The 18,883-nt window shown below is 55.2% G+C and carries 14 protein-coding genes; 5 read left to right on the top strand and 9 right to left on the bottom strand.

From position 1 onward, the window contains the following. Window positions 1-84: 84 nt before the first annotated feature. Entirely contained in the window at window positions 85-393 is a 309-nt protein-coding gene (locus DWB63_RS17415) for a hypothetical protein (RefSeq protein ID WP_206613122.1), read from the bottom strand. A 121-nt stretch (window positions 394-514) separates the two neighbouring features. Here DWB63_RS17415 and DWB63_RS03090 point away from each other — a divergent pair, with 121 nt between their 5' ends. The 4 genes from DWB63_RS03090 (at window position 515) to DWB63_RS03075 (ending at window position 5,425) form a co-directional block, all read left to right on the top strand. Then, window positions 515-1,153 carry an AraC family transcriptional regulator gene (locus DWB63_RS03090; RefSeq protein WP_206613121.1) on the top strand — a complete coding sequence of 213 codons (639 nt, stop codon included), beginning with the start codon at window positions 515-517 and terminating at the stop codon, window positions 1,151-1,153. Between the two features lie 182 nt (window positions 1,154-1,335). Beyond that, complete coding sequence (locus DWB63_RS03085) at window positions 1,336-3,462, top strand: TonB-dependent receptor (RefSeq protein ID WP_128327345.1); 2,127 nt, start codon at window positions 1,336-1,338, stop codon at window positions 3,460-3,462. Between the two features lie 25 nt (window positions 3,463-3,487). Next, the gene (locus tag DWB63_RS03080; RefSeq protein ID WP_164879771.1) at window positions 3,488-4,765 is read left to right on the top strand and encodes an MFS transporter; all 1,278 of its coding nucleotides are present in this window, start codon (window positions 3,488-3,490) and stop codon (window positions 4,763-4,765) included. 18 nt (window positions 4,766-4,783) lie between these two features. Beyond that, window positions 4,784-5,425 (top strand): class I SAM-dependent methyltransferase, encoded by a 642-nt coding sequence (locus DWB63_RS03075; protein ID WP_128327343.1) that lies wholly within the window; start codon window positions 4,784-4,786, stop codon window positions 5,423-5,425. A 32-nt stretch (window positions 5,426-5,457) separates the two neighbouring features. On the opposite strand, the gene DWB63_RS03070 is transcribed toward DWB63_RS03075, so the two are convergent. The 8 genes from DWB63_RS03070 to DWB63_RS03035 form a co-directional block, all read right to left on the bottom strand. Then, complete coding sequence (locus DWB63_RS03070) at window positions 5,458-6,051, bottom strand: class I SAM-dependent methyltransferase (protein ID WP_128327342.1); 594 nt, start codon at window positions 6,049-6,051, stop codon at window positions 5,458-5,460. A gap of 62 nt (window positions 6,052-6,113) precedes the next feature. After that, window positions 6,114-6,674 carry a flavodoxin domain-containing protein gene (locus tag DWB63_RS03065; RefSeq protein WP_241648583.1) on the bottom strand — a complete coding sequence of 187 codons (561 nt, stop codon included), beginning with the start codon at window positions 6,672-6,674 and terminating at the stop codon, window positions 6,114-6,116. A 103-nt stretch (window positions 6,675-6,777) separates the two neighbouring features. Further along, a complete protein-coding gene (locus tag DWB63_RS03060) occupies window positions 6,778-10,773 on the bottom strand; it encodes an acyl-CoA dehydratase activase (RefSeq protein ID WP_128327341.1) in 3,996 nt (1,331 codons plus the stop codon). Between the two features lie 379 nt (window positions 10,774-11,152). Next, entirely contained in the window at window positions 11,153-11,551 is a 399-nt protein-coding gene (locus tag DWB63_RS03055) for a MarR family transcriptional regulator (RefSeq protein WP_164879770.1), read from the bottom strand. Window positions 11,552-11,734: 183 nt separating this feature from the next. Continuing rightward, window positions 11,735-12,688: an ABC transporter substrate-binding protein gene (locus DWB63_RS03050; protein WP_128327339.1), complete on the bottom strand. Its 954-nt coding sequence runs from the start codon at window positions 12,686-12,688 to the stop codon at window positions 11,735-11,737. Window positions 12,689-12,772: 84 nt separating this feature from the next. Further along, window positions 12,773-14,248, bottom strand: coding sequence for a betaine-aldehyde dehydrogenase (gene betB, locus DWB63_RS03045; RefSeq protein ID WP_128327338.1), 1,476 nt, complete (start codon window positions 14,246-14,248; stop codon window positions 12,773-12,775). A gap of 15 nt (window positions 14,249-14,263) precedes the next feature. Next, window positions 14,264-15,901 carry a choline dehydrogenase gene (betA, locus tag DWB63_RS03040; RefSeq protein WP_128327337.1) on the bottom strand — a complete coding sequence of 546 codons (1,638 nt, stop codon included), beginning with the start codon at window positions 15,899-15,901 and terminating at the stop codon, window positions 14,264-14,266. A gap of 18 nt (window positions 15,902-15,919) precedes the next feature. Continuing rightward, window positions 15,920-16,702, bottom strand: a complete 783-nt coding sequence (locus DWB63_RS03035) for a GntR family transcriptional regulator (protein WP_128327336.1) — start codon at window positions 16,700-16,702, stop codon at window positions 15,920-15,922. Between the two features lie 1,136 nt (window positions 16,703-17,838). Between DWB63_RS03035 and DWB63_RS03025 the strand changes: the two genes are divergently transcribed. Next, on the top strand, window positions 17,839-18,882 hold the full coding sequence (locus DWB63_RS03025) for a transporter (RefSeq protein ID WP_128327334.1): 1,044 nt from the start codon (window positions 17,839-17,841) through the stop codon (window positions 18,880-18,882). The last annotated feature ends 1 nt before the right edge of the window (window position 18,883 follow it).

Raw genomic sequence — 18,883 nt, 5'->3', positions numbered from 1 at the left:
TTTCCCCGGAGATAGGTTCACTACGACTTCTGCAGCAGGGCATTCTGGTTGACAGGCCTGGGCAGATATATTTATACACCCTTATCATTGATAATGAAAATCAAAATCTTTACATTCGGAGTCAACCTTGCGTCCCATCGCTGCTTCTGTGCCCGTCTGCCCCCCTTGTTCGAACTCTGTGCCCCGGTCCAATTCGGTCCGGAATTTTCCTTCCCTGAACAGTGCGGACAGGGCGGCATGGTTTGGCCGATTGTGGCAACAAGAGCAATTGAGCAGCGGCTTGATTCTTACTGTTTTGGATGCTTGCTTTTCCCATGACTTCTCTTTGGAATTCACCAAGAACAATACCTTGATCGATTTCGGTTTTTTCCTGGAGGGCTCCTTCATCAACACGGTGGATACCCTGGCTCAGGGGAGTGTGGAATTGAAGAACGGGGCAGGTGAGTTTGGCTTTGGATGCGTGCCCAATATGTGCGGATCCGTCCGTTTTCCTGCCAAAAGGAAAATTCGGATCATGCATATCCATGTGCACCCCTTCACCCTCCGAACCTTGCTTGGCCGGGACATGGAGCAGGTGACGCCATGCCTGCTCAAGGTTTTGGAAAACAAGAGGTGCAGCGGTTTTGTCCGCCAGCACAGACAGCCCCCCATGGTGCAGGCCGTGGCCAATGAATTGTTTTACGGCGTCAAAAACAGTGCTGATTTCAGGATGTATATCGAGGGCAAGGCAATGGAATTGTTGGCCCTGTCTCTTGCGGTTCCTTCGAATGCTGGGCCGCGGACCGCCCTGTGCCCCAAACTTAGGGACATTCTGCACGCCATCCGAGAAGAACTGGAAGAACGCCACGCCGCTCCACCGACCCTGTCCGAGCTCTCGGATCAGTATCATCTGCCCATTGCAAACATGCAAGCCGGGTTCAAAACGCTTTTCGGAATGTCCGTCTTCGCCTTTATCAAGGAGTATCGGTTGCAACGAGCGAAGAAATTCTTCGCCGAAGGGAATATGAACGTAAGCGAGGTAGCCTGGAACATAGGGTATACCAACCTGAGCCATTTTTCAGCGGCCTACAAGAAGCGTTTCGGCGTACTGCCGAAAGCCTATCTCAAAGCCCTTCGCGAACATCTTCATACGTCCTCAGGACAGAGGCGCTAGCCCTGCATCAAGATTCCCGGTGGCTCATTGGGCGTCTTCTGGTATTCGGGCAATAACTCTAGTCCTTCGAGTAGAAATCAACAGTCCTTCTTCCTTACAGTCATCGGCACCATACGACTGCGTCGAGAGACGACAGCCGTATCAAAAGGGTCTGCCGAACTGAAAGGAAAGAGGAGTTGAGAATGCGTGTTGTTATCATGTGGAGTCTACTGTTTTTGCTGTTTGCGGTCATGCCCGAGGGGGCATTGGCCGCATCTGAAAAAGTCCCTGACAAGGAGCCTCTGACCCTGGAGACTGTTGTGGTTAAAGCAGAAAAACGGTCCGCAGAAGCGCAGAAAGTGCCGGCCAGTATGACCGTCCTGGAACAAAGCGATATTCAGGACATGGGCATCGACGGCATGAGCGATCTTGCCGAGCATGTGCCCAACCTGGAGTTTCATGATTTCGGAAGCCGCAAGCACGGGCTGCTTTTCCTGCGCGGGATCAAGAGTCTGCCTGCGGGACAGTCCGGAACCGGGTTCAACGTGGACGGAGTCAGCTACATTCAGTCGTACATGTTCGGTTTTCCCCTGTTCGACGTGGATCGTATTGAGGTTCTCAGGGGGGCGCAAGGCACTTTATACGGCCGCAACACCACCGGGGGCGTCATCAATATTTATACAGCCCGGCCGGGTAATGAATTCGCGTCCACCGCAGGAACCACCTTCGGCAACTACGGAACCAGGGAACTGCGGGCCAATTGCAGCGGCCCTCTGATCGAAGACAAGCTTTTTCTGGGGATTTACGGCTTGGCCAGCTCGGAAAACGGATTCATGGAAAACGACATCGAGACCGGTGGCGACGATGGACGGAACAAGGAGGGCAAAGCCGGTCGTGTGAAGTTGCGCTACAAGGCCTCCGACGATTGGGAGATGACCCTGTCTCTGGACGGCCAGCATCATGACGACGGGGCCTACTCCAGCCGGAGGACAGAACGTAACGGTTATGTCCAGTCCGGTACTTTTTCTGCTGACGACCGCTATCATTATTCTCACGACTTCGAGGGCAGTCAGGATGTCGATTTCTGGGGAGCTGGCCTGGACTCGGAATGGAAGACCACCATGGGCACGGTTCAATCCATTACCGGATACCGGGGCTATGACAGCATCGAATGGATCGATGCCGACTTCTCTCCGCTGGACTATATGAGAAAGCGTTTTCTGCAGAAGGACAAGAATTTTTCCCAGGAGTTCCGCATGACGTCGCCGGAGGATGGCGGACCGTTGAAATGGATCACCGGACTCTATCTGTATCATTTTGATTCCGAAACTATCGTGGGCAACCATTTCGGCTCGGCTTCCCCCAATCCCGGGATGGAGGTGCGATTCGACACCGTCCGCAGGAATACAGGAAGCGCCGTGTTCGGAGAAGCGACGTATGCAGTGCTTCCCCGGTTTGACCTGACCTTGGGTTTGCGCGGTGAATATGAACACGCCAAAGGGGCATCCACGCGGACAAACATCCTTGCGAACGGCATGTCATCGGTCACCTCGGCCTTTGACAGGCAGGAGAACTATACGGCGCTGCTGCCCAAGTTGTCCCTGGCCTGGCATTTTACCGACGAGGTCATGACCTATGCTGCCGTGGCCAAGGCACACAAGAACGGCGGCTTCAACGATGCATCAGCTCCGCACGGGGACGAAGGCTACGGTGAAGAGGAGAGCTGGCTGTATGAAGTCGGTGTGAAGTCCTTTGCATTTGATAAACGATTGATGGTCAATGTCGCGGCGTTCTACACGACCATCGATAATGAACAGCTTTCCCTGTACCAGGCCTCCGTCAAGCAGGGGTACCTTGCGAACGCAGGAAAGTCCCACCGCACCGGGATTGAATTGGAAAGCCGTTTCAAGTTGGCCTCAGCCTGGACCCTGAGCGGCAACGCCTCCTGGATCGATGCGCGTTTCGACGAATACGAGGACCCGGTTCTCGGAGTGGACTATGCGGGCGAACGCGTTTTCTGCGTGCCCGAGTATTCCTACGAACTCGCCTTGGACTACCGCGACCGGATTGCAGCCGATTGCGACCTGTTCGGACGCGTGGGGCTGAGCGGAGTCGGGCCGCAATACTTCGACAACGCCAACACGGTCAGGCAGGCGGCATACGAACTGGTCAACATGCGCCTCGGCTTCCAGTGGAAGCAATTGGAATGCAGCCTGTGGGCCAAAAACCTCTTTGACCGCTATTATGTGGCCTTTGAAAATACCACGGCAGGCATTGCCGAAGACGGCAAGCTCCGTACTTTCGGGGTTTCGGTGGACTATACCTTTTAACGGCCGTTGGCCGGGATATACCGAAATGAATATTCGACTCCATGGGCCGGGCTTCGGCTCGGCCCACAAGATGTTCCTGTTGGCCACCATGTATTTTTGCCAGGCCATACCCATGGGGTATGTCTTCGGCAGTCTGCCGGTAATCATGCGTGAAAACGATGTATCCCTGGCCCATATAGGCTGGATTTTTGTCCTGCATTTTCCCTGGGCGTTGAAATTCCTGTATGCTTCCTGGGTGGACCACCATTATATCCCAGCCCTGGGTCGCCGCCGTTCATGGATATTCCCTTTGCAATGGGTGGCCGCCATACTTCTGTTGGTGGCCGCGCATACCCCGCCGGATTCGGCCTTTATCGCCATGTTTCTGGTCATGACGGTGCTGAATACCGTGCTGGCCACCAACGACATTGCCGTGGACGGCTATGCCTCGGACATACTGCTGGAGCATGAGCGGCCCTGGGGCAACACCATCCAGGCCGGAGCACGCTACGTGGGATTGTTTCTCGGAGGCGGTCTGATGCTTGCGCTGCATAGCTCACTGGGATGGGAAAGCCTGTGCATTGCCCTCTCCGCAACGGTGTTCCTGCTCAGCCTTCCCGTGTTCCTGCACAAGGAAATCCTGCCGGTTTACCGTAAGTGCGCGAACCCCAAGGAGCAGCCAGCCGGGGTCCGAATCTTTTTGCGCAGACGCGAGGTCCGGTGGCTGTTGCCTGTGCTCATCGCTCCCACTGCCTTTGCCTTCAGCAGTTTCATGATGCGTACACCGCTGTTTGTGGACCTCGGACTGGATTCTTCCGCCATGGGGCGGTTGATGATGCACTATGCCGTTCCTTTTGGAGTGGCGGGAACCATTGCCACTGCATGGTTTCTCAATCGTTTCGGATCCCGGTTGTACCTTCGTTTCTTTTGCGTCGGAACCATCTTGCTTGCTGTCTATGCCGTGTACCTGTCCAGGGTGGGGACCATTACCATTTTGGAGGCAGGCATCGTCTTGTCCATGGACAACATCCTTATGGGCGGCATTAACGTGTGGGGCTATACCCTGATGATGCGAGCCTGTGTCGGGCGCAATTCCGGGACAGGATTCGCCGTGTTGAGCAGCCTGTTCATCCTGGTCCCTCTGGTCACGGCTCCGCTGACGGGCAAACTGGGGGATGTCTGCGGGTTCACGCTTTTGTATTCCCTGCTGACCGGGCTCATTGTCTTCGGCTTCATTATTGCGGAGATGGCCCTTCGATTGTCTCGCGATACTGAGCAAAGAAATATCTCTTCGGAAGCTGCTGTCAGAAGCTCCTCGAACTGACCAAAAAGGAAACAGACTATGACAGACAACGCCAGAATCAGAAAAGCCTTCACCGGTGATCATGTGCTGCAATATGACCAGAAGGCTGAACAGGCCGGGTGGTTGGACCCCGATATTCTTTTCGGTTTGAGCTATCGGTATGTCAACCCGGGGGAAACAGTTCTGGACGTCGGGATAGGGACGGGGTTGGCCTCCATCCTGTTTCACCGGGTCGGCCTCAGGGTGATCGGATTGGACTTTTCCAGCGAAATGCTCGCGGTTTGCCGTCAGAAGAATTTTGCGTCCGGCCTCTTGGAGCACGACGTGAGCGTTGCGCCATACCCGTTGGACGATGGCGCCGTGCATCATGCTGTCTGTTCAGGGTTGCTGCATGTTTTCAGTGACCTGTCAGTGATCTTTGTCGAAGTAAGCCGTGTACTGAAACAAGGCGGCATCTTTGCTTTCGTGGTCCCGGATCAGGGGGAGGGGGGAGAAAAAGAGCGGCGCATAACCGGTCGTAACGAGCATTCCCCGGTCTTCATGCAACTGCATTCCCTGTCTTCCATCATCGATTTGAGCGGCCGATGCGGATTCGACCTGATCAACTCCCTGCACTTCAGCGCCGCTTCCATAGGCAGGCAGGAGATGCCGTTCAGGGCGTACCTGGCCCGTAAAGAATGAGATGGGCCAGGTACGCCCTCGGCTATCCCTGCCTATTCCAGGCTGAGCAGATAGGTGTGTTCGAAAAACACCAGGGAGCTTTTTCTCAGGCCGCTTGGGGCAGCCAGTGCTTCGACCTCGTTTGGGGAAAGCCGCGAGTGCAGGGGCGGGCCGAAATTTGCTTCCTCCTTTTTGCATTCGATAACGGCTACCTTTCCTTCGGGCCGCAGAACACGTCGGAATTCTCGGAACATACCCGAAGCACGGTCGCGTACTGCGCGGATGTGCAGCACTGTGCTGAGCAGGATGAGATCCACGCTCAAGGAAGCTACTGGCAGGCTGTCGGTGATGTCGCAGACATGCCCCTGGATATTGGTCAAACCTTCTTCCTCGGCAGTGGACAGAAGCTTCTCAATGGAAATCGCTATGTTGTCTATTGCAATGACCCGTCCCGCACCTCTCAACTGACGAGCGGCCAGCAGGGAATATTCACCGGCCCCGCATCCGGCGTCCAGCAGGACGATGTCACGGCAAAGATCGAGTTGGGCGACAATGGTTTTCGGTTCATGCAGCCACAAGCTGGTGGGACCATGCCCTTTGGTCTTGGCGTGTCTGCCATGGCGCGTGGTTGTTGGAGTATTGGACATATCGTATGCATCTCCTTGAATCGGAATCTCTGCTCCCGGTGGATTTGCGGGAGAAGGGACGGCTAGATCATTGATGAGGACAGGGCTTTGATAAGTCCTGCGGTCCTTTGGTAAACGGATTTCAAATCGTCCGCATTGGGTCGGTCCTCTATGTTGCCGAGCCGTCCCTTCACATTCATTTCCTGCATGCCCTTGGGGATGAATGCGCCGGGGATACTCCATTCTGCGGCCACGGTGATTCCCAGGTGATCAAACAGTTGGCCCATGTATTTCAGACAAGGGACCGCCTCTGCCTCGCCTGTGTGCGGCCCGCCATACGTGCAGTAGACGCAGGCGAATTTACCCGGCAGGCGTGGCGAACCGGGGAGGATGAGTCCCTCTGTCCGTGCGTGTCCCAATTGCCGTTCGATCCATTTGAGCATCTGTTTTCCCGGCAGCCAGGTATACACCCCGGACCCGATGAATGTGATGTCGGCATCCAGAAGCGACAGTATGTCATCATGCTTTCGGACGTTGACCGAGGTCACGGAGCATCCGTTGTCGGCGCAGGCCCGTTCTATCTCCCTGCTCGCTTTTTCGGTTTGTCCGTTCAGCGAGGCGTATATGCTGAGAACTTGAATCATGATTGCTCCTAGGGTGAAAGGGTTGGCGAAACTCCACAATGCGGCGGCCGTTGCCCAAAACCAATCAGGCAACAGCCGCCTGGATGAGGAGGCTGACATCCAATCAGAGGTAGTAAACGAACGAATCTATTTTGACCCTGTCATTTTCATTTTGGTTTCCGTCAAAGGTCAGGTTCAACATGGGCAACGTCTTTTGCCCATTGGATCGTCCCTGCAGGATGTCGAGGGATATTCCCGTGTTTTCATACATGGCGGCCACGGATATGACTCCGTCCACCTGAGGCGGGACCCCCATGGCTTTCACGCTTCGGTAGCGGCCAAAGGCTCCGGCGTAATATCCGAGACTCCGGTCCGCCCTGAGCATGAGAGCTTCCAGGTCTGATTCGAAATGACTTTGTCTGCCCAGGGCCTCGCTGATGACCCGAATAAGCCTCTGGAATTCGCACAAAAGGCAACGCCGTTGCTCTGTCCTCGGATCGTGACTCTGTGTCAGGTGGTCATGCCAGAAGCTCCACATGTATTCGCTCAAAGGTGCGAATAAGACATGATGACCATCGGCTTCCAGCCTCTTGAATGTGTTGTCGTTCAAGGCATCGTTGAAGAGGATCAGCGGTTCGCCCAAGGCAAAGAGGCATTTCCCGGCGGTTCCTTTTTCGAGCCAAGTTTGGATATGCCGGGCGATGGAGACAAGGGACTGCTGGTCGAGAACCCCGTTGTGCTCCATTTCCTGAAGCGTTTCCAGAATGTACGACCTGTGTTCTCTGGGGGCGAGCAGGACCAGATCACCTGCCAGCAGATGCAGAAACAGGGCGCGCGCCCGGCTTTCCTCCATATTCAACAGGTCTTCCATGAACGGGGCAAAGATGCCTACTTCGCCAAATCCGTTTTCATCCAGTTTTGTGCGGATGAATCTGGCGTACTGGCCCTCCACTTCGGCCCCTTCGTTTTGGGGGAGCAGAATGGAGAGCTGGTTTGCAGTTGCCGTATCCGAATCATGCAGGGTGTGCAGCAGGTCGCCCAGCAGAACGGCCATGGAGAAGTATTCATTGGTCACTGTGTGCTGCCGGCCCAAGTCGATGGACGCTGCGCAGGATTCTTTCAGCAGGGCTATGTCATAGCCTTTCTTGCACATATTCTCGCAGATTATGTGGGAATATGGGTAGAGGTTGGGCAACAGGATCTTGCCCGCCGAAGGGAGAGGCGATCCTGCCGTGATATTTACACGGTTGTCGGCAATCCCGTCCAATGCTTCCGGGGGGGCGGCCTGCCCGATATCCTTTTTACTCAGGCTGTTCACAAACGCCTCCACCCTGGTGGTGACACCCACACTGGAGGAATGTTCGTCCACTTCAATGGTCAGATACGGCTTGTTCCCCATGATTTCCTTGAAGTAGTGGGCGGTAACCGTATCCGGTCCGCAGCCATGGTGCGTAAGGAAGATTGCGTGCAGGTTTTGGTGGTTGGCTATAACCTCCGCAGCGGCCAGAATATGCTGCCCAAACGGCCAGTACATGTTCGGGTGTCGGCGGAATATGTCCACTTCAGGCAGGTCGTAGAAAGGCAGTGTCAGGTGGCCCATTTGTTCGAGCTTGTCCGGGATGCCCATATTCAGGACGGGATCGGCCACCCCGTATATCTTGGATATGAGTACAAAGACATTTTTGTCCGGGGGCAGGTCGGCGAGGGCTTTTCCCCGGGCTTCAACCTTTGCTTCGAAAGATTTGAAGGACTGCATGCCCTCCTGCAGGGCTTTTTGCGACTGCTCTTTGTTGGCACCCACTTCCCATCCCAAATCCATGAAGACCTTGTGCATGAACTCCTTGCCCTGGCTGTAGGCTATGGTCGGAGCCAACAGCTTGATGCCTTTGCTTTCAAGATCCATGGCTTTGTTGATGATCTTGAAGGCCACTTGCATGTAGGCGCAGCCGTAGTCCTGCCGCGCCTGGGAACCAGGATGGAATACGGTGTAGAGGTTCGGGAAAAAGAGGAAGTCCACGCCTTTCTCCACCAGTTCTGCCGCATGTCCGTTGATCAGTTTGACCGGATAGCACGTCTCATCCAATGAGTACTCCTGTGCCAACCGGATGGTTTCTTCCGAGGTCGGCTCGGACAAGAGCACATTGCAGCCCAAGGCCCGGAAAAAGGGGTAGAATAGTGGAAACATGCCATAGGTAAACAAGGCCCGGGGAATTCCCACTGTTTTTTTTGCAGGATCAAGGGTGGGGTCATATCCTTCGAAAATGAATTCCTGCACCCGGCGATTGAACGGAGAAGCCGCTGGTTGGACCAAGGGGAGAGCGTCATCTGTTCTGCGGGTTGCTTCTTCGGGAGAGAATCCCTTGAATTGCGTCGTGGTCATGCCTGTCGCCTCCATTGCCTCTCGGGCCAGGATGGCTGCACCGTATGCCCCGGTAACGCTGAAGAAGGGCGGTACAGTGATTTCCTTGCCGGTGACGGCGCGGAAGGCGTTGACCACGCCTTGATTGTGGGCGATCCCGCCCTGGAGAAATATTTTCTGTCCCACATGCTTTTGGCACACCACACGGTTCATGTAGTTCTTGACGATGGAATAGCAGAGTCCGGCCGCGAGATCGGCGGTGTTCGCACCATGGGCCATGTGCGCGGCGATACTGCTTTCCATGAACACGGTGCAGCGTTCTCCCAGGCTCGTTGGAGATCGGGCAGTCAGGGCGCTGGCTCCGATCTCGTTGAGAGGAATACCGAGCTTTTCGGACTGTTCTTCGATGAACGAGCCTGTACCCGCTGCACATATCTTGTTCATCTGGAAGTCCGTGACGACCTGTGCTTCCAGGTTGATGAATTTGGAATCCTGCCCGCCGAGTTCGAAGATGGTGTCCACCTCCGGGTCCAAGGCAGTGGCCGCCCTGGCCTGGGCCGTAATTTCATCGCGGACAATGTCGGCCCCCACCATTCTGCCCGTCATGTACCGACCAGAGCCGGTGACGCCCACACCAGCCACCCGGATGTTATCGCCCACTTCCTGCTTCAGTTCGGTCAATCCTGTGCGTACGGCCAGGGCGGGATCACCTGCCGTCCGCAGGTAGCGGAAGGTCAAGATGCGGTTTTCCTCATCTGTCAGAACCAGATTGGTGCTGGTGGACCCCACGTCTATGCCCAGCCAGCACAGAGTCTGTTTGCTGGTCTGCAACGTCTGGCAGTGATGCTTGTTCAGACTGTCGCCCGCACCGAATCGGTGGAGTGGCTCGAGTTGCATGGACTCCTGCATGTACAGGTTGAATGAAGAGGCCTGATCAAGGGCTTTAGCGGCGGTCCATGGATTGGCGGGCAATTTATTCTTGGCCGCCAGGAGAGCGGCCCCGATTGCACCGGCCATGCTTGAATGTGCATGCACGCGCAGCGCTTCCGGCGGCAGGCCGAGTACCGAACGCATGGCGGTATAAATGGCGCCGTTGAGAGAAACTCCGCCCGCAAAGAGTATGGGAGGTGTCAGGGGCAGCCTGCGCATGACGGCATTGCGGTAGTTCTTGACTACGGCATGGGCCAGACCATTCAGGATGTCTGCCGCTGCAACCCCTTCCTGTTGGTGATGGATGATATCTGTCTTGGCGAACACGCTGCATCGCCCGGCTATGCGGGGGATGAAGGTGGCCTTGGCAGCCAGGGAGGAGTAGTCCTCTATGTCCAGCCCAAGGCGGGATACCTGTGCCTCAAGGAACGATCCGGTGCCTGATGAGCAATTGGAGGTCATGGAAACCTTGATCCCTGTCTTGTCTTCAGGGGTGAATCCGGTAATGAACTTGGCGGTCTGTCCGCCCATTTCGATGATGGAAGTGCAAGTGCCGTCCAACAGCAGGGTTCCTTCCACAAGGGCGGCGACTTCGTTGATCTGCTGCATTTCCCCGGAATTGGTGAAAATTGCGTTGCCGCTCCCTGTCACCGCTCCATATTTTATATGTTTTGCTTCGGGCAGACCGAGAATCCGTCCGAATAGTTGGCGGAGTTCGCTGGTCACATGACCCTTATGGAGTCTGTATTCCGTATGGAGTATGTCGCCTTCTGCATTCAATATAGCTGCCTTTATCGATGCATATCCGATGTCGATGCCAAAACCATGCATGGTCAATTCCTCGTTGGCGGCAACCGTGCCGTTCAGTCAAAGTGTTAGGGGTCGTTATGCTGGCTGTGACAGTGCCCCAACGCACCCGCAGACGGGGCATGTCTTTAGAGATAGGTTCCAGTGCCCTGCCTGCTCCCGGCACCATTCCGTTTTCCCCTGTTCTTCAATGTGTCAGCGTAGTTTTGCACTACATCCGCTTTCGGCTTGTCCGATGTCGGATGCCCCGTGTTTGTGTTTTTCGAAAGGTTAACAGGCTTAACCTTTCGCATAAAAAATAATCGAGTTGGCGGAGCGATGCTCTTTTGACTGCTTTGTTCCATTGGGCTTATATCTGCGAAAAGCGTTTTGTTAAGCTGCTTAACCGTGGCCGCAAAAAAAATTATTTGAACCGATTGAGCCGTTCGTCCACCATATGTTCAAGCTGTTCGAGGACTGCGGATGTCGCGGCTATCTGCTGCCGGGAAAACCCCTCCATTTTCCCCAGATACATATCCAGCCGGTCCCTGTTCATTGTTTCTATAAGTCGATGAGCGTTTTCGCCTTCGGGCGACAGGGAAAGCTGATATTCCTTGTCGCTGTGCTCGGAGTTCTCCTTGCAGACAAGCCCTCGCTGAACCAGTCGATTTATCAGCTGCGAGGCCGCACTCTTGGTGAAGTTGAAGTGAGTGGCCACGCTGGTCACGTTGATCTGCCCGCGCTGGCTGAGGAATTCGATGGTTCGCACTTCCCGTGGAGACAGGGCAATGGAATCATCCAACTGGAACGGCTGTTCATCCATACGCGTGTGTTTTTCAATTATTCTTCGTAGCTGATGGTATATGTTCATTTTTATTGATTCCATGCGTTCATAGTAAACCTGCTTAACCATTTGGTCAATGTTTTTTTTGAGTGACTGACCCTTCCCGCAAAAAAAAGGGGGGCATGCCATGCAGCCCCCCTGGTGTCGTGATGCGTGGAATTCTTAGACTTTGGAGTCCAGGTACGCCTTGAAGGCTGCTGTGCCCGGCTTGCCGTCCACGGTAGTGACGCCGTCAAGCCACTTTTCGTACATGGCAGGGTTGGCCTTGAGCCACTTCAGGCCAGCCTCGTCATATTTGAGGTTCTTGTCGTTGTGCACTTCAGTCATGATCTGGTTCATCATGGAGACCGGGAAGGTCATGTTCTTGAACAGCTTGGCAACGTTGGGGTTGTCCTTTTCCAGACCTTTACGGATGTTGGTCCAGACAGTGGCAGTGCCGTTGTCGCCTCCGAAAGTCTGGTCCGTGCTTCCGGTGAGGTAGGTCATGTCGATGCGTTCGTTCATGCTGTGCGGCGCCCAGCCGAGGAAGACGATCCACTTGTCGTTCTTGGCAAATGCCTGGACCTCGGCGAGCATGGCGGCTTCACTGGAAGCGACCAGCTTGAACTTGCCCAGTCCGAACATGTTCTTGTCGATCATATTTTGAATGATCTGGTTGCCGTCGTTACCCGGCTCGATGCCGTAAATTTTCCAATCCAGCTTGTCTCCGTATTTGGCGAGATCGCTGAAATCCTTGAGACCTGCTTTTGCGCAGAAGGTCGGCGTGGCCAGTGTGTATTTTGCGCCGGGCATGTTGGCGACGTACTTGATGACCTTGCCGTTCTTGAAGAATTTTTCTGCGATATTGGCCATGGAAGGCATCCAGTTGCCAAAGAACACGTCGGCATCGCCATTGGCCAGGGCGGTGTAGGTGATGGGCACGGATAACGGCTTGTTTTCAGCCTCGTAGCCGAGGCTCTCAAGCACAGAGACAGCGATTTCGGATTTGATCGTTACGCCGGTCCACGCGACGCTGGCGACGGTGATTTGTTCCGCTGCCTGTGCAGCTATGGCGGAGCAGAAAAGGGTTGCGATGATGAAGGAAACGAAAAGGATTTGCTTAAGACCAGAAGACATTGAACCTCCAGGGTTGTCATTGCTGGGATGAATGATGGTTGGGCAGCCGTCCCATGCGTACGAGGCGTACGCGTATTGCTATGCTCAGCCGCCAAACCAGTTGATGGGCTTGGTGGCGTGATTGCGATATATATGTTTGACCTCGGTATATTCTTCGAGGCCGATCTTCCCCAGTTCACGGCCGAGGCCGGACTGTTTGTAGCCGCCCCAGGGCGCCTGCACGAAGTACACGTTGAAGTCGTTTGCCCATACCGTGCCGAAACGGAGCGCTTTGGACATGCGTTCAATGCGGTCCGCATCGCGGGTCCAAAACCCTGCGGACAGGCCGTAAATGGTGCTGTTGGCCCGCTCTATTACTTCTTCCTCCGTGGTGAAGCGTTCGACGGTGATGACCGGGCCGAAGACTTCCTCCTGCACGATGCGCATGTCGTTCTCGCATTCGGAGAACAGCGTTGGCATGCAGAAAAAGCCCTTGCGGAGAGTGGTGTCGGTTGGGCGGGTGCCGCCCAGCAGGAGCTTGGCGCCCTCGACCTTGGCCATCCTTATGTAGTCTTCCACCTTGGCGAGATGGTCGGCAGAGATGAGCGGTCCCATTTGGGTCTTCTCATCAAAACCGTTGCCCACGATGATGCGCTCCATGCGCTGGCGCAGGGCCTCCACAAAACGGTCGTGGATGCCGTCCTGCACCATGACCCGCGCCCCGGCAGAGCAGATCTGGCCGGCATGGAAAAAGACGCCGTTGAGGGCGTAGTCCACGGCAAGGTCGAAGTCAGCGTCATCGAAAATGATATTGGGATTCTTGCCGCCCAGTTCCAGGGCGACTTTCTTCACGTTGCCCGCAGCGGCGCGCATGATGGTCTTGCCTGTGGCAATGCCGCCGGTGAAGGAGATGAGATCGACGTCCTTACTCTCGGCCAACTCTGCGCCCACTTCCGGGCCGGAGCCGAGCACCGTGTTGACGACTCCTGCTGGAAATCCGGCCTCCTCGGCGAGCTCTGTCACCTTGAGGGTGGTCAACGGGGTGATTTCGCTTGGTTTCATGACGATGGTGCACCCGGCTGCCAGGGCTGGGGCCATTTTCCATGAAGCCTGGAGCAGTGGGTAGTTCCAGGGGGAAATCTGTCCGCAGACGCCGACAGGTTCGCGGATGACCGTGCTGGTCGAGTCCGGGTTGGGTGAGGCTATGACCTCGCCTCCGTCCTTGTCAGCCAGTCCGGCGAAGTATCGGAAGATGCCTGCGATATCATCCATATCCCACCGGCTTTCTTCCAGTGTTTTTCCGGTGTCGAGACTCTCCAATCGTGCCAGTTCCTCACGGTCGCGCTCAATGAAGTCGGCCAATTTGAAAAGGAGCTTTGCCCGCTCCGAAGCCGGAGTATGCGGCCAACCACCTTTGTCAAAGGCATGGCGAGCCGCTTTGATGGCCGCTTTGGTGTCCTCGCGATTTCCTTCGGCGACAGTCGCAATGACTGACGCGTCGAACGGGTTCAGTATCTCGCGCTCCTTGCCGGAACACGATTGGGTCCATTGGCCGTTGATGTAGAGTTTGCCTGTAATCATGGTTTCTCCGGCTGGTTACTTTTTGTGTTTGTAGAAGGGAGAGTTGTCAGCGGCCAGTGGCGTATTGCCAAGAATCAGGTCGGCTGCCTTTTCCGCGATCATCATGGTCGGGGCATAGATGTTGCCGTTGGTCACGTAGGGCATGACCGACGCGTCGACAACGCGCAGGCCTTCCATGCCGTGCACGCGCAGTTCCGGGTCGGTGACAGCCATGTCGTGGGTGCCCATGGCGCAGGTGCAGCTCGGATGGTAGGCGGACTCGCCTTCATTCGCCACGAAGTCGAGGATTTCCTCGTCGGTCTGGGCCTGTATGCCGGGTGCCAGTTCGTCGCCGCGGAATTCATCGAATGCGGGCTGGGTCATGATCTCGCGGGTTTTGCGGATGGCCTCGACCCACTCCCGTTTCTCTTGTTCCGTGGAAAGGTAATTGAACAGGACGCTCGGATACTCGCTGGGATCCGACGACTTGATCTTCACATGGCCGCGAACATCAGTGTTCATGGGGCCGACGTGGACCTGGTATCCGTGACCTGCTGCAGGAGCCGAGCCGTCGTAACGGATGGCGATGGGCAGGAAATGATACTGGATATTGGGGTACTCAAGCTGATCGTTGCCGCGAATGAAACCGCCTGCTTCGAAGTGATTGGTCGCTGCCTCGCCTTTGCCGGCGAGGAGCCACTTCAGGCCGATCAATGGCTGGTTGTACCACTTGAGCGCGGGGTACATGCTGACCGGTTTCTTGCAGGCATACTGGACGTACAGTTCAAGGTGGTCCTGAAGATTCTCGCCAACGCCGGGAAGATCCTGCACCACATCGATGCCCAGGGCGGAAAGTTCTTTGGCGTTGCCCACGCCGGAGAGTTGGAGCAATTGCGGGGAGTTGATGGAGCCGCCGCAGCAGATGACTTCGCCGGCATACGCCTTCATGGTCTGTTTGGCGCGAGTGTACTCCACGCCCACGGCGCGTTTGCCTTCGAACAGGATGCGCGTTGTCATTGCCTTGCATTTGACGGTCAGGTTGCGGCGGTTCTTGACCGGATGGATGTACGCCCGGGCGGCGTTCCAGCGGCTGCCCCGATATGTGGTGCGGTCGAATTTCCCGAAACCTTCCTGCTGGTATCCATTCACATCCTTGGTCAACGGATAGCCTGCTTCCTGCACGGCATTGAAAAATGCGTTGAAAAGCGGATTGTCGCATTCCGGTTCGGTCAGGTAGAGCGGTCCGACTGCCCCCTGGTACTCATCTGCCCCGGCAGTCCGGCACTCGAATCGTTTGAAGTAGGGAAGACAATGGGCATAGGACCAGTTTTCCAGTCCGTCCTCTTTGGCCCATTTCTCATAATCCATGGCATTGCCACGGATGTGGATCATGCCGTTGATACAGCTGGAACCGCCAAGAACCTTGCCGCGCGGCTGATAAATGCGGCGATTGTTCATGTGGGGTTCCGGTTCGGATTCGTACCACCAGTTGTAGGTCTTTCCGGCCAGGGGATAGGTCAGGGCCGCTGGCATGTGGATGCGGAAATCAAACTTGAAATCAGGCAGGCCCGCTTCAAGGACCAGGACTTTGTTCTTGGGGTTGGCACTCAGGCGATTGGCCAGGACAGAACCAGCCGAACCGCCGCCGACAATTATATAATCATATGTTTTCATCTGTATTTCCTTTTGTAGCTATTGTTCGTCTTTTTGCAGAAAATCGGCATTTGGCTCATTGGTGAGGGTGGTTTTTTCGTCGATGCACTGGCGAAGAAGTACGTAGTGGTAACCGATGAAACCCAAGGCGCGCATGAGTTCTCCCCGCGCTATTGCCTGCGCCGTGTTGCGCCAGTTGGCCGCAGCCCTTTCGCGGTAGACTCTATTTTCATATAGCGCATAGTCATGTGAGCTGAATCCCATCTGGATGGCGTGCATGACCCACTCGAAAAGCGGGTTGCGGGCCATGCGAGCCAGCATGATGTTCAGTTGTCGATCCAGTTCGCTGCTGGCGATAAAGTCCGGTTCGTCTTCCTGAAGCATCGCCTCCAGGCGCAGTGCTTCCGTGACCAGTTCGTCCTTTTCGGGCCGTGTGGCATGCGCGATGGCGAGTTGAGTAATGGTGCGGTCCAGAGTCTCACGAAATTCAACCAGTTTTTCTGGTTCCACCGGATGCTGCTTGAGGAAGAGAGCAAGAGATTCCGAAACGTTGTTTACGTCAAGGTGCCGGATATAGGCTCCGCCCTTGGCCCCTGTTTTCACCTCAAGAAGACCTTTTTGCTTGAGGATCTTGATGGTCTCGCGAATGACGCCGCGGCCAGTGCCGAACTGTGACTGCATCTCTCTTTCGCTTGGCAAACGTTCGCCTGGCGACAGGCGTCCATCCATGATGGCCGCTTCAATTTGGAGAGCGACTTCCTCGCTGGCACGCCCGGCTTGAACGGGAATGAACAGGGTTTGAATAGTGGAATTTTCCGACAATGGTATTACCTATAAGGTGGTTTTATGGGTTAAAATTGGAATTATAGACAGTTTTGCGCGCTTTTGGTCGTACCATTGTAGGCATGTAGATTGGATTCAGTCAAGGAGGCGTTGGGCACGGCGGGGCGGCAGGCTCATCGGAGATGGCCCATTGATGTGTAATCAGGAGACGGGTGAGTCTAACCGGCTGAAATTATGGCACTCGTCTGACAGATGTGCGCAGATTGTATGCACATTCAAGTCATTTTACGATTCGAGTTGCATCAAGTTGAGGCCGATGTCCCCAATAATGGGGGGGGAGGCTGTCGAGTGTTTCCGTGGGCAAAGGTCGCGTCATGGCCGAGCGCGGCAGTGCCGGAAAAGCTCTCGCGGCATGATCCGCCGGGATAGTGCCGATGCATCTTGAAGGGGAAATGTATGACCCGTGAGCGAAATCGCGCCCGAAGCACTGCTGGTCTATCCCAGGCTGTGTGCCGGGGCCCCGTCAATGGAGAGTGCCTCCAAGACTAGACCGAGTGCAAAGAAAAACCATCCCAAAGGTACGAGCGCGAAAGATTCGTGCAAGATGCCATTGCTGTCCATCTCCTGGTCGATGCTCTCGAATGCCGATGGACTGCCAAACAGGCGGCCCAAAAAACATCGTCAGTTTCACCGCTGGGTACTTTTCATGTTTCTTTCCTTTTTTTATGACGAGCACGGCTGCACGTTTTTTTCCCGAATATGCAGTCATCCGAGTTTGCCTGTCAAAAGCGCATCTGATTCGGGTGTTTTTTTGGAAAGGTTCATTGTGAATGACTGTCAACAATCGGTCCGGCCCATGGACGCGGCTGCGAACAGCAATGGGTCGGTTCCAGAACAGCTTTGGACTCTGGTACACTTGAATGGCAGCGTTTTATCCGACTGTCCAAGAAAGGACCATCGGGGAATGCTGGATCTGGATTTTTTGAAAAATGACACCCTGTGTCAACCCGGACAATTCCCTCCTGTTTTGGTATAAAAGTGATTTATTTTAGAGTGTTGACACGACTTCCCTCTGGCTGTATGCAGCTCGATAAAGATGAAAATGATTTTCAACTTCACAATGGGCGCCGCCTGGAGAATGTCTTTGGCGGTGAAAACACTCAAGGGAGGTTCTTTTGAGACGCCTCACGGTAATTATATCTGTATGGGCTTGTCTGTTGCTGGCCGGGGGGCGGCACCAGGTTTATGCCGGGCCCGTTATCGGTGCAGGTCCAGGGTCTGAGCGGGAGCTGACGGACAGGCCGGATACCAAGCCGGTCAAGTGCATCGGGCTGGTCAACATGTCCAACGGGATGGTGCTTCCCAAGGGGAAGGTCACGGCAAGCGTCAAGTATCGGTATGTTCACAAGGATTCGCTCTACGACGGCAGCAAGGAAAAGCATGGAGATTACGGCGGCAAATACGACCGGGTGAATCAATCCCTGCAGTTCACGGCCAAGGTCGGGCTATTCGAAAACTTCGAGGCGCGAATCATGGTTCCGTTCTGGGACAAGCAGGTCAAACGGAAGCCCGGCAATCTGGCAAAACCCTGGGATACGGATACGGTTTCCGGTCTCGGTGACGTTGTGGTCATGGGGCGCTATGCCCTTATGACGCAACGAAGCGGGGATTGGATGAATCTTGCTCTTGGCGCTGGCCTCAAGCTGCCTACCGGTGATGCTGACCATGAGAATGGATGGCCGTACTCGATCGCGCATAAGTATATCGGTCCGGGAGGACAACTCGGCACCGGTTCATGGGACCCGAAATTCGAGGTGGGGGCAACCAAGTTCTTTGGCAGGTCCCGCGTGGACGCGCACATGATGTACACCGTCTCCGGCCAGGGGGCTCATGATTCCCGCAAGGGCAATCAATTCAAATATGACTTGGGATACGGCTATGCCTTGAACAAGTACTTCGACGTGGAGTTGGAGCTCAACGGGGTGGATCAGCAGCGCCACTGGTATGACGGCACCGCCGCGGAATCCACAGGAGGTCACACCATTTACATTACCCCCGGGGTACATTGGAAAATGACGGAAAGCAGTCATTTCTCCGTGGGCGTCCCGGTGGTTGTCTACCGGTATCTCAACGGGTACTCGGCCACCCCGGAGCGAAACAGTCGCTTTGGACTCGGTGAAGATTTCCAGGTTGTGACGCGAATCGGATTCAGTTTTTAAC

The organism is Pseudodesulfovibrio sp. S3 (assembly GCF_004025585.1).
Classification (GTDB): Bacteria; Desulfobacterota; Desulfovibrionia; order Desulfovibrionales; family Desulfovibrionaceae; genus Pseudodesulfovibrio.
This window is presented reverse-complemented; position numbering and strand designations above follow the sequence as displayed.

Excerpts from the sequence above, each read along its gene's own strand:
- DWB63_RS03090 (WP_206613121.1), top strand. The coding sequence starts at position 515 with ATGCATATCCATGTGCACCCCTTCACCCTCCGAACCTTGCTTGGCCGG.
- DWB63_RS03085 (WP_128327345.1), top strand. The coding sequence starts at position 1,336 with ATGCGTGTTGTTATCATGTGGAGTCTACTGTTTTTGCTGTTTGCGGTC.
- DWB63_RS03080 (WP_164879771.1), top strand. The coding sequence starts at position 3,488 with ATGAATATTCGACTCCATGGGCCGGGCTTCGGCTCGGCCCACAAGATG.
- DWB63_RS03075 (WP_128327343.1), top strand. The coding sequence starts at position 4,784 with ATGACAGACAACGCCAGAATCAGAAAAGCCTTCACCGGTGATCATGTG.
- DWB63_RS03070 (WP_128327342.1), bottom strand. The coding sequence starts at position 6,051 with ATGTCCAATACTCCAACAACCACGCGCCATGGCAGACACGCCAAGACC.
- DWB63_RS03065 (WP_241648583.1), bottom strand. The coding sequence starts at position 6,674 with ATGATTCAAGTTCTCAGCATATACGCCTCGCTGAACGGACAAACCGAA.
- DWB63_RS03060 (WP_128327341.1), bottom strand. The coding sequence starts at position 10,773 with ATGCATGGTTTTGGCATCGACATCGGATATGCATCGATAAAGGCAGCT.
- DWB63_RS03055 (WP_164879770.1), bottom strand. The coding sequence starts at position 11,551 with ATGGATGAACAGCCGTTCCAGTTGGATGATTCCATTGCCCTGTCTCCA.
- DWB63_RS03050 (WP_128327339.1), bottom strand. The coding sequence starts at position 12,688 with ATGTCTTCTGGTCTTAAGCAAATCCTTTTCGTTTCCTTCATCATCGCA.
- betB (WP_128327338.1), bottom strand. The coding sequence starts at position 14,248 with ATGATTACAGGCAAACTCTACATCAACGGCCAATGGACCCAATCGTGT.
- betA (WP_128327337.1), bottom strand. The coding sequence starts at position 15,901 with ATGAAAACATATGATTATATAATTGTCGGCGGCGGTTCGGCTGGTTCT.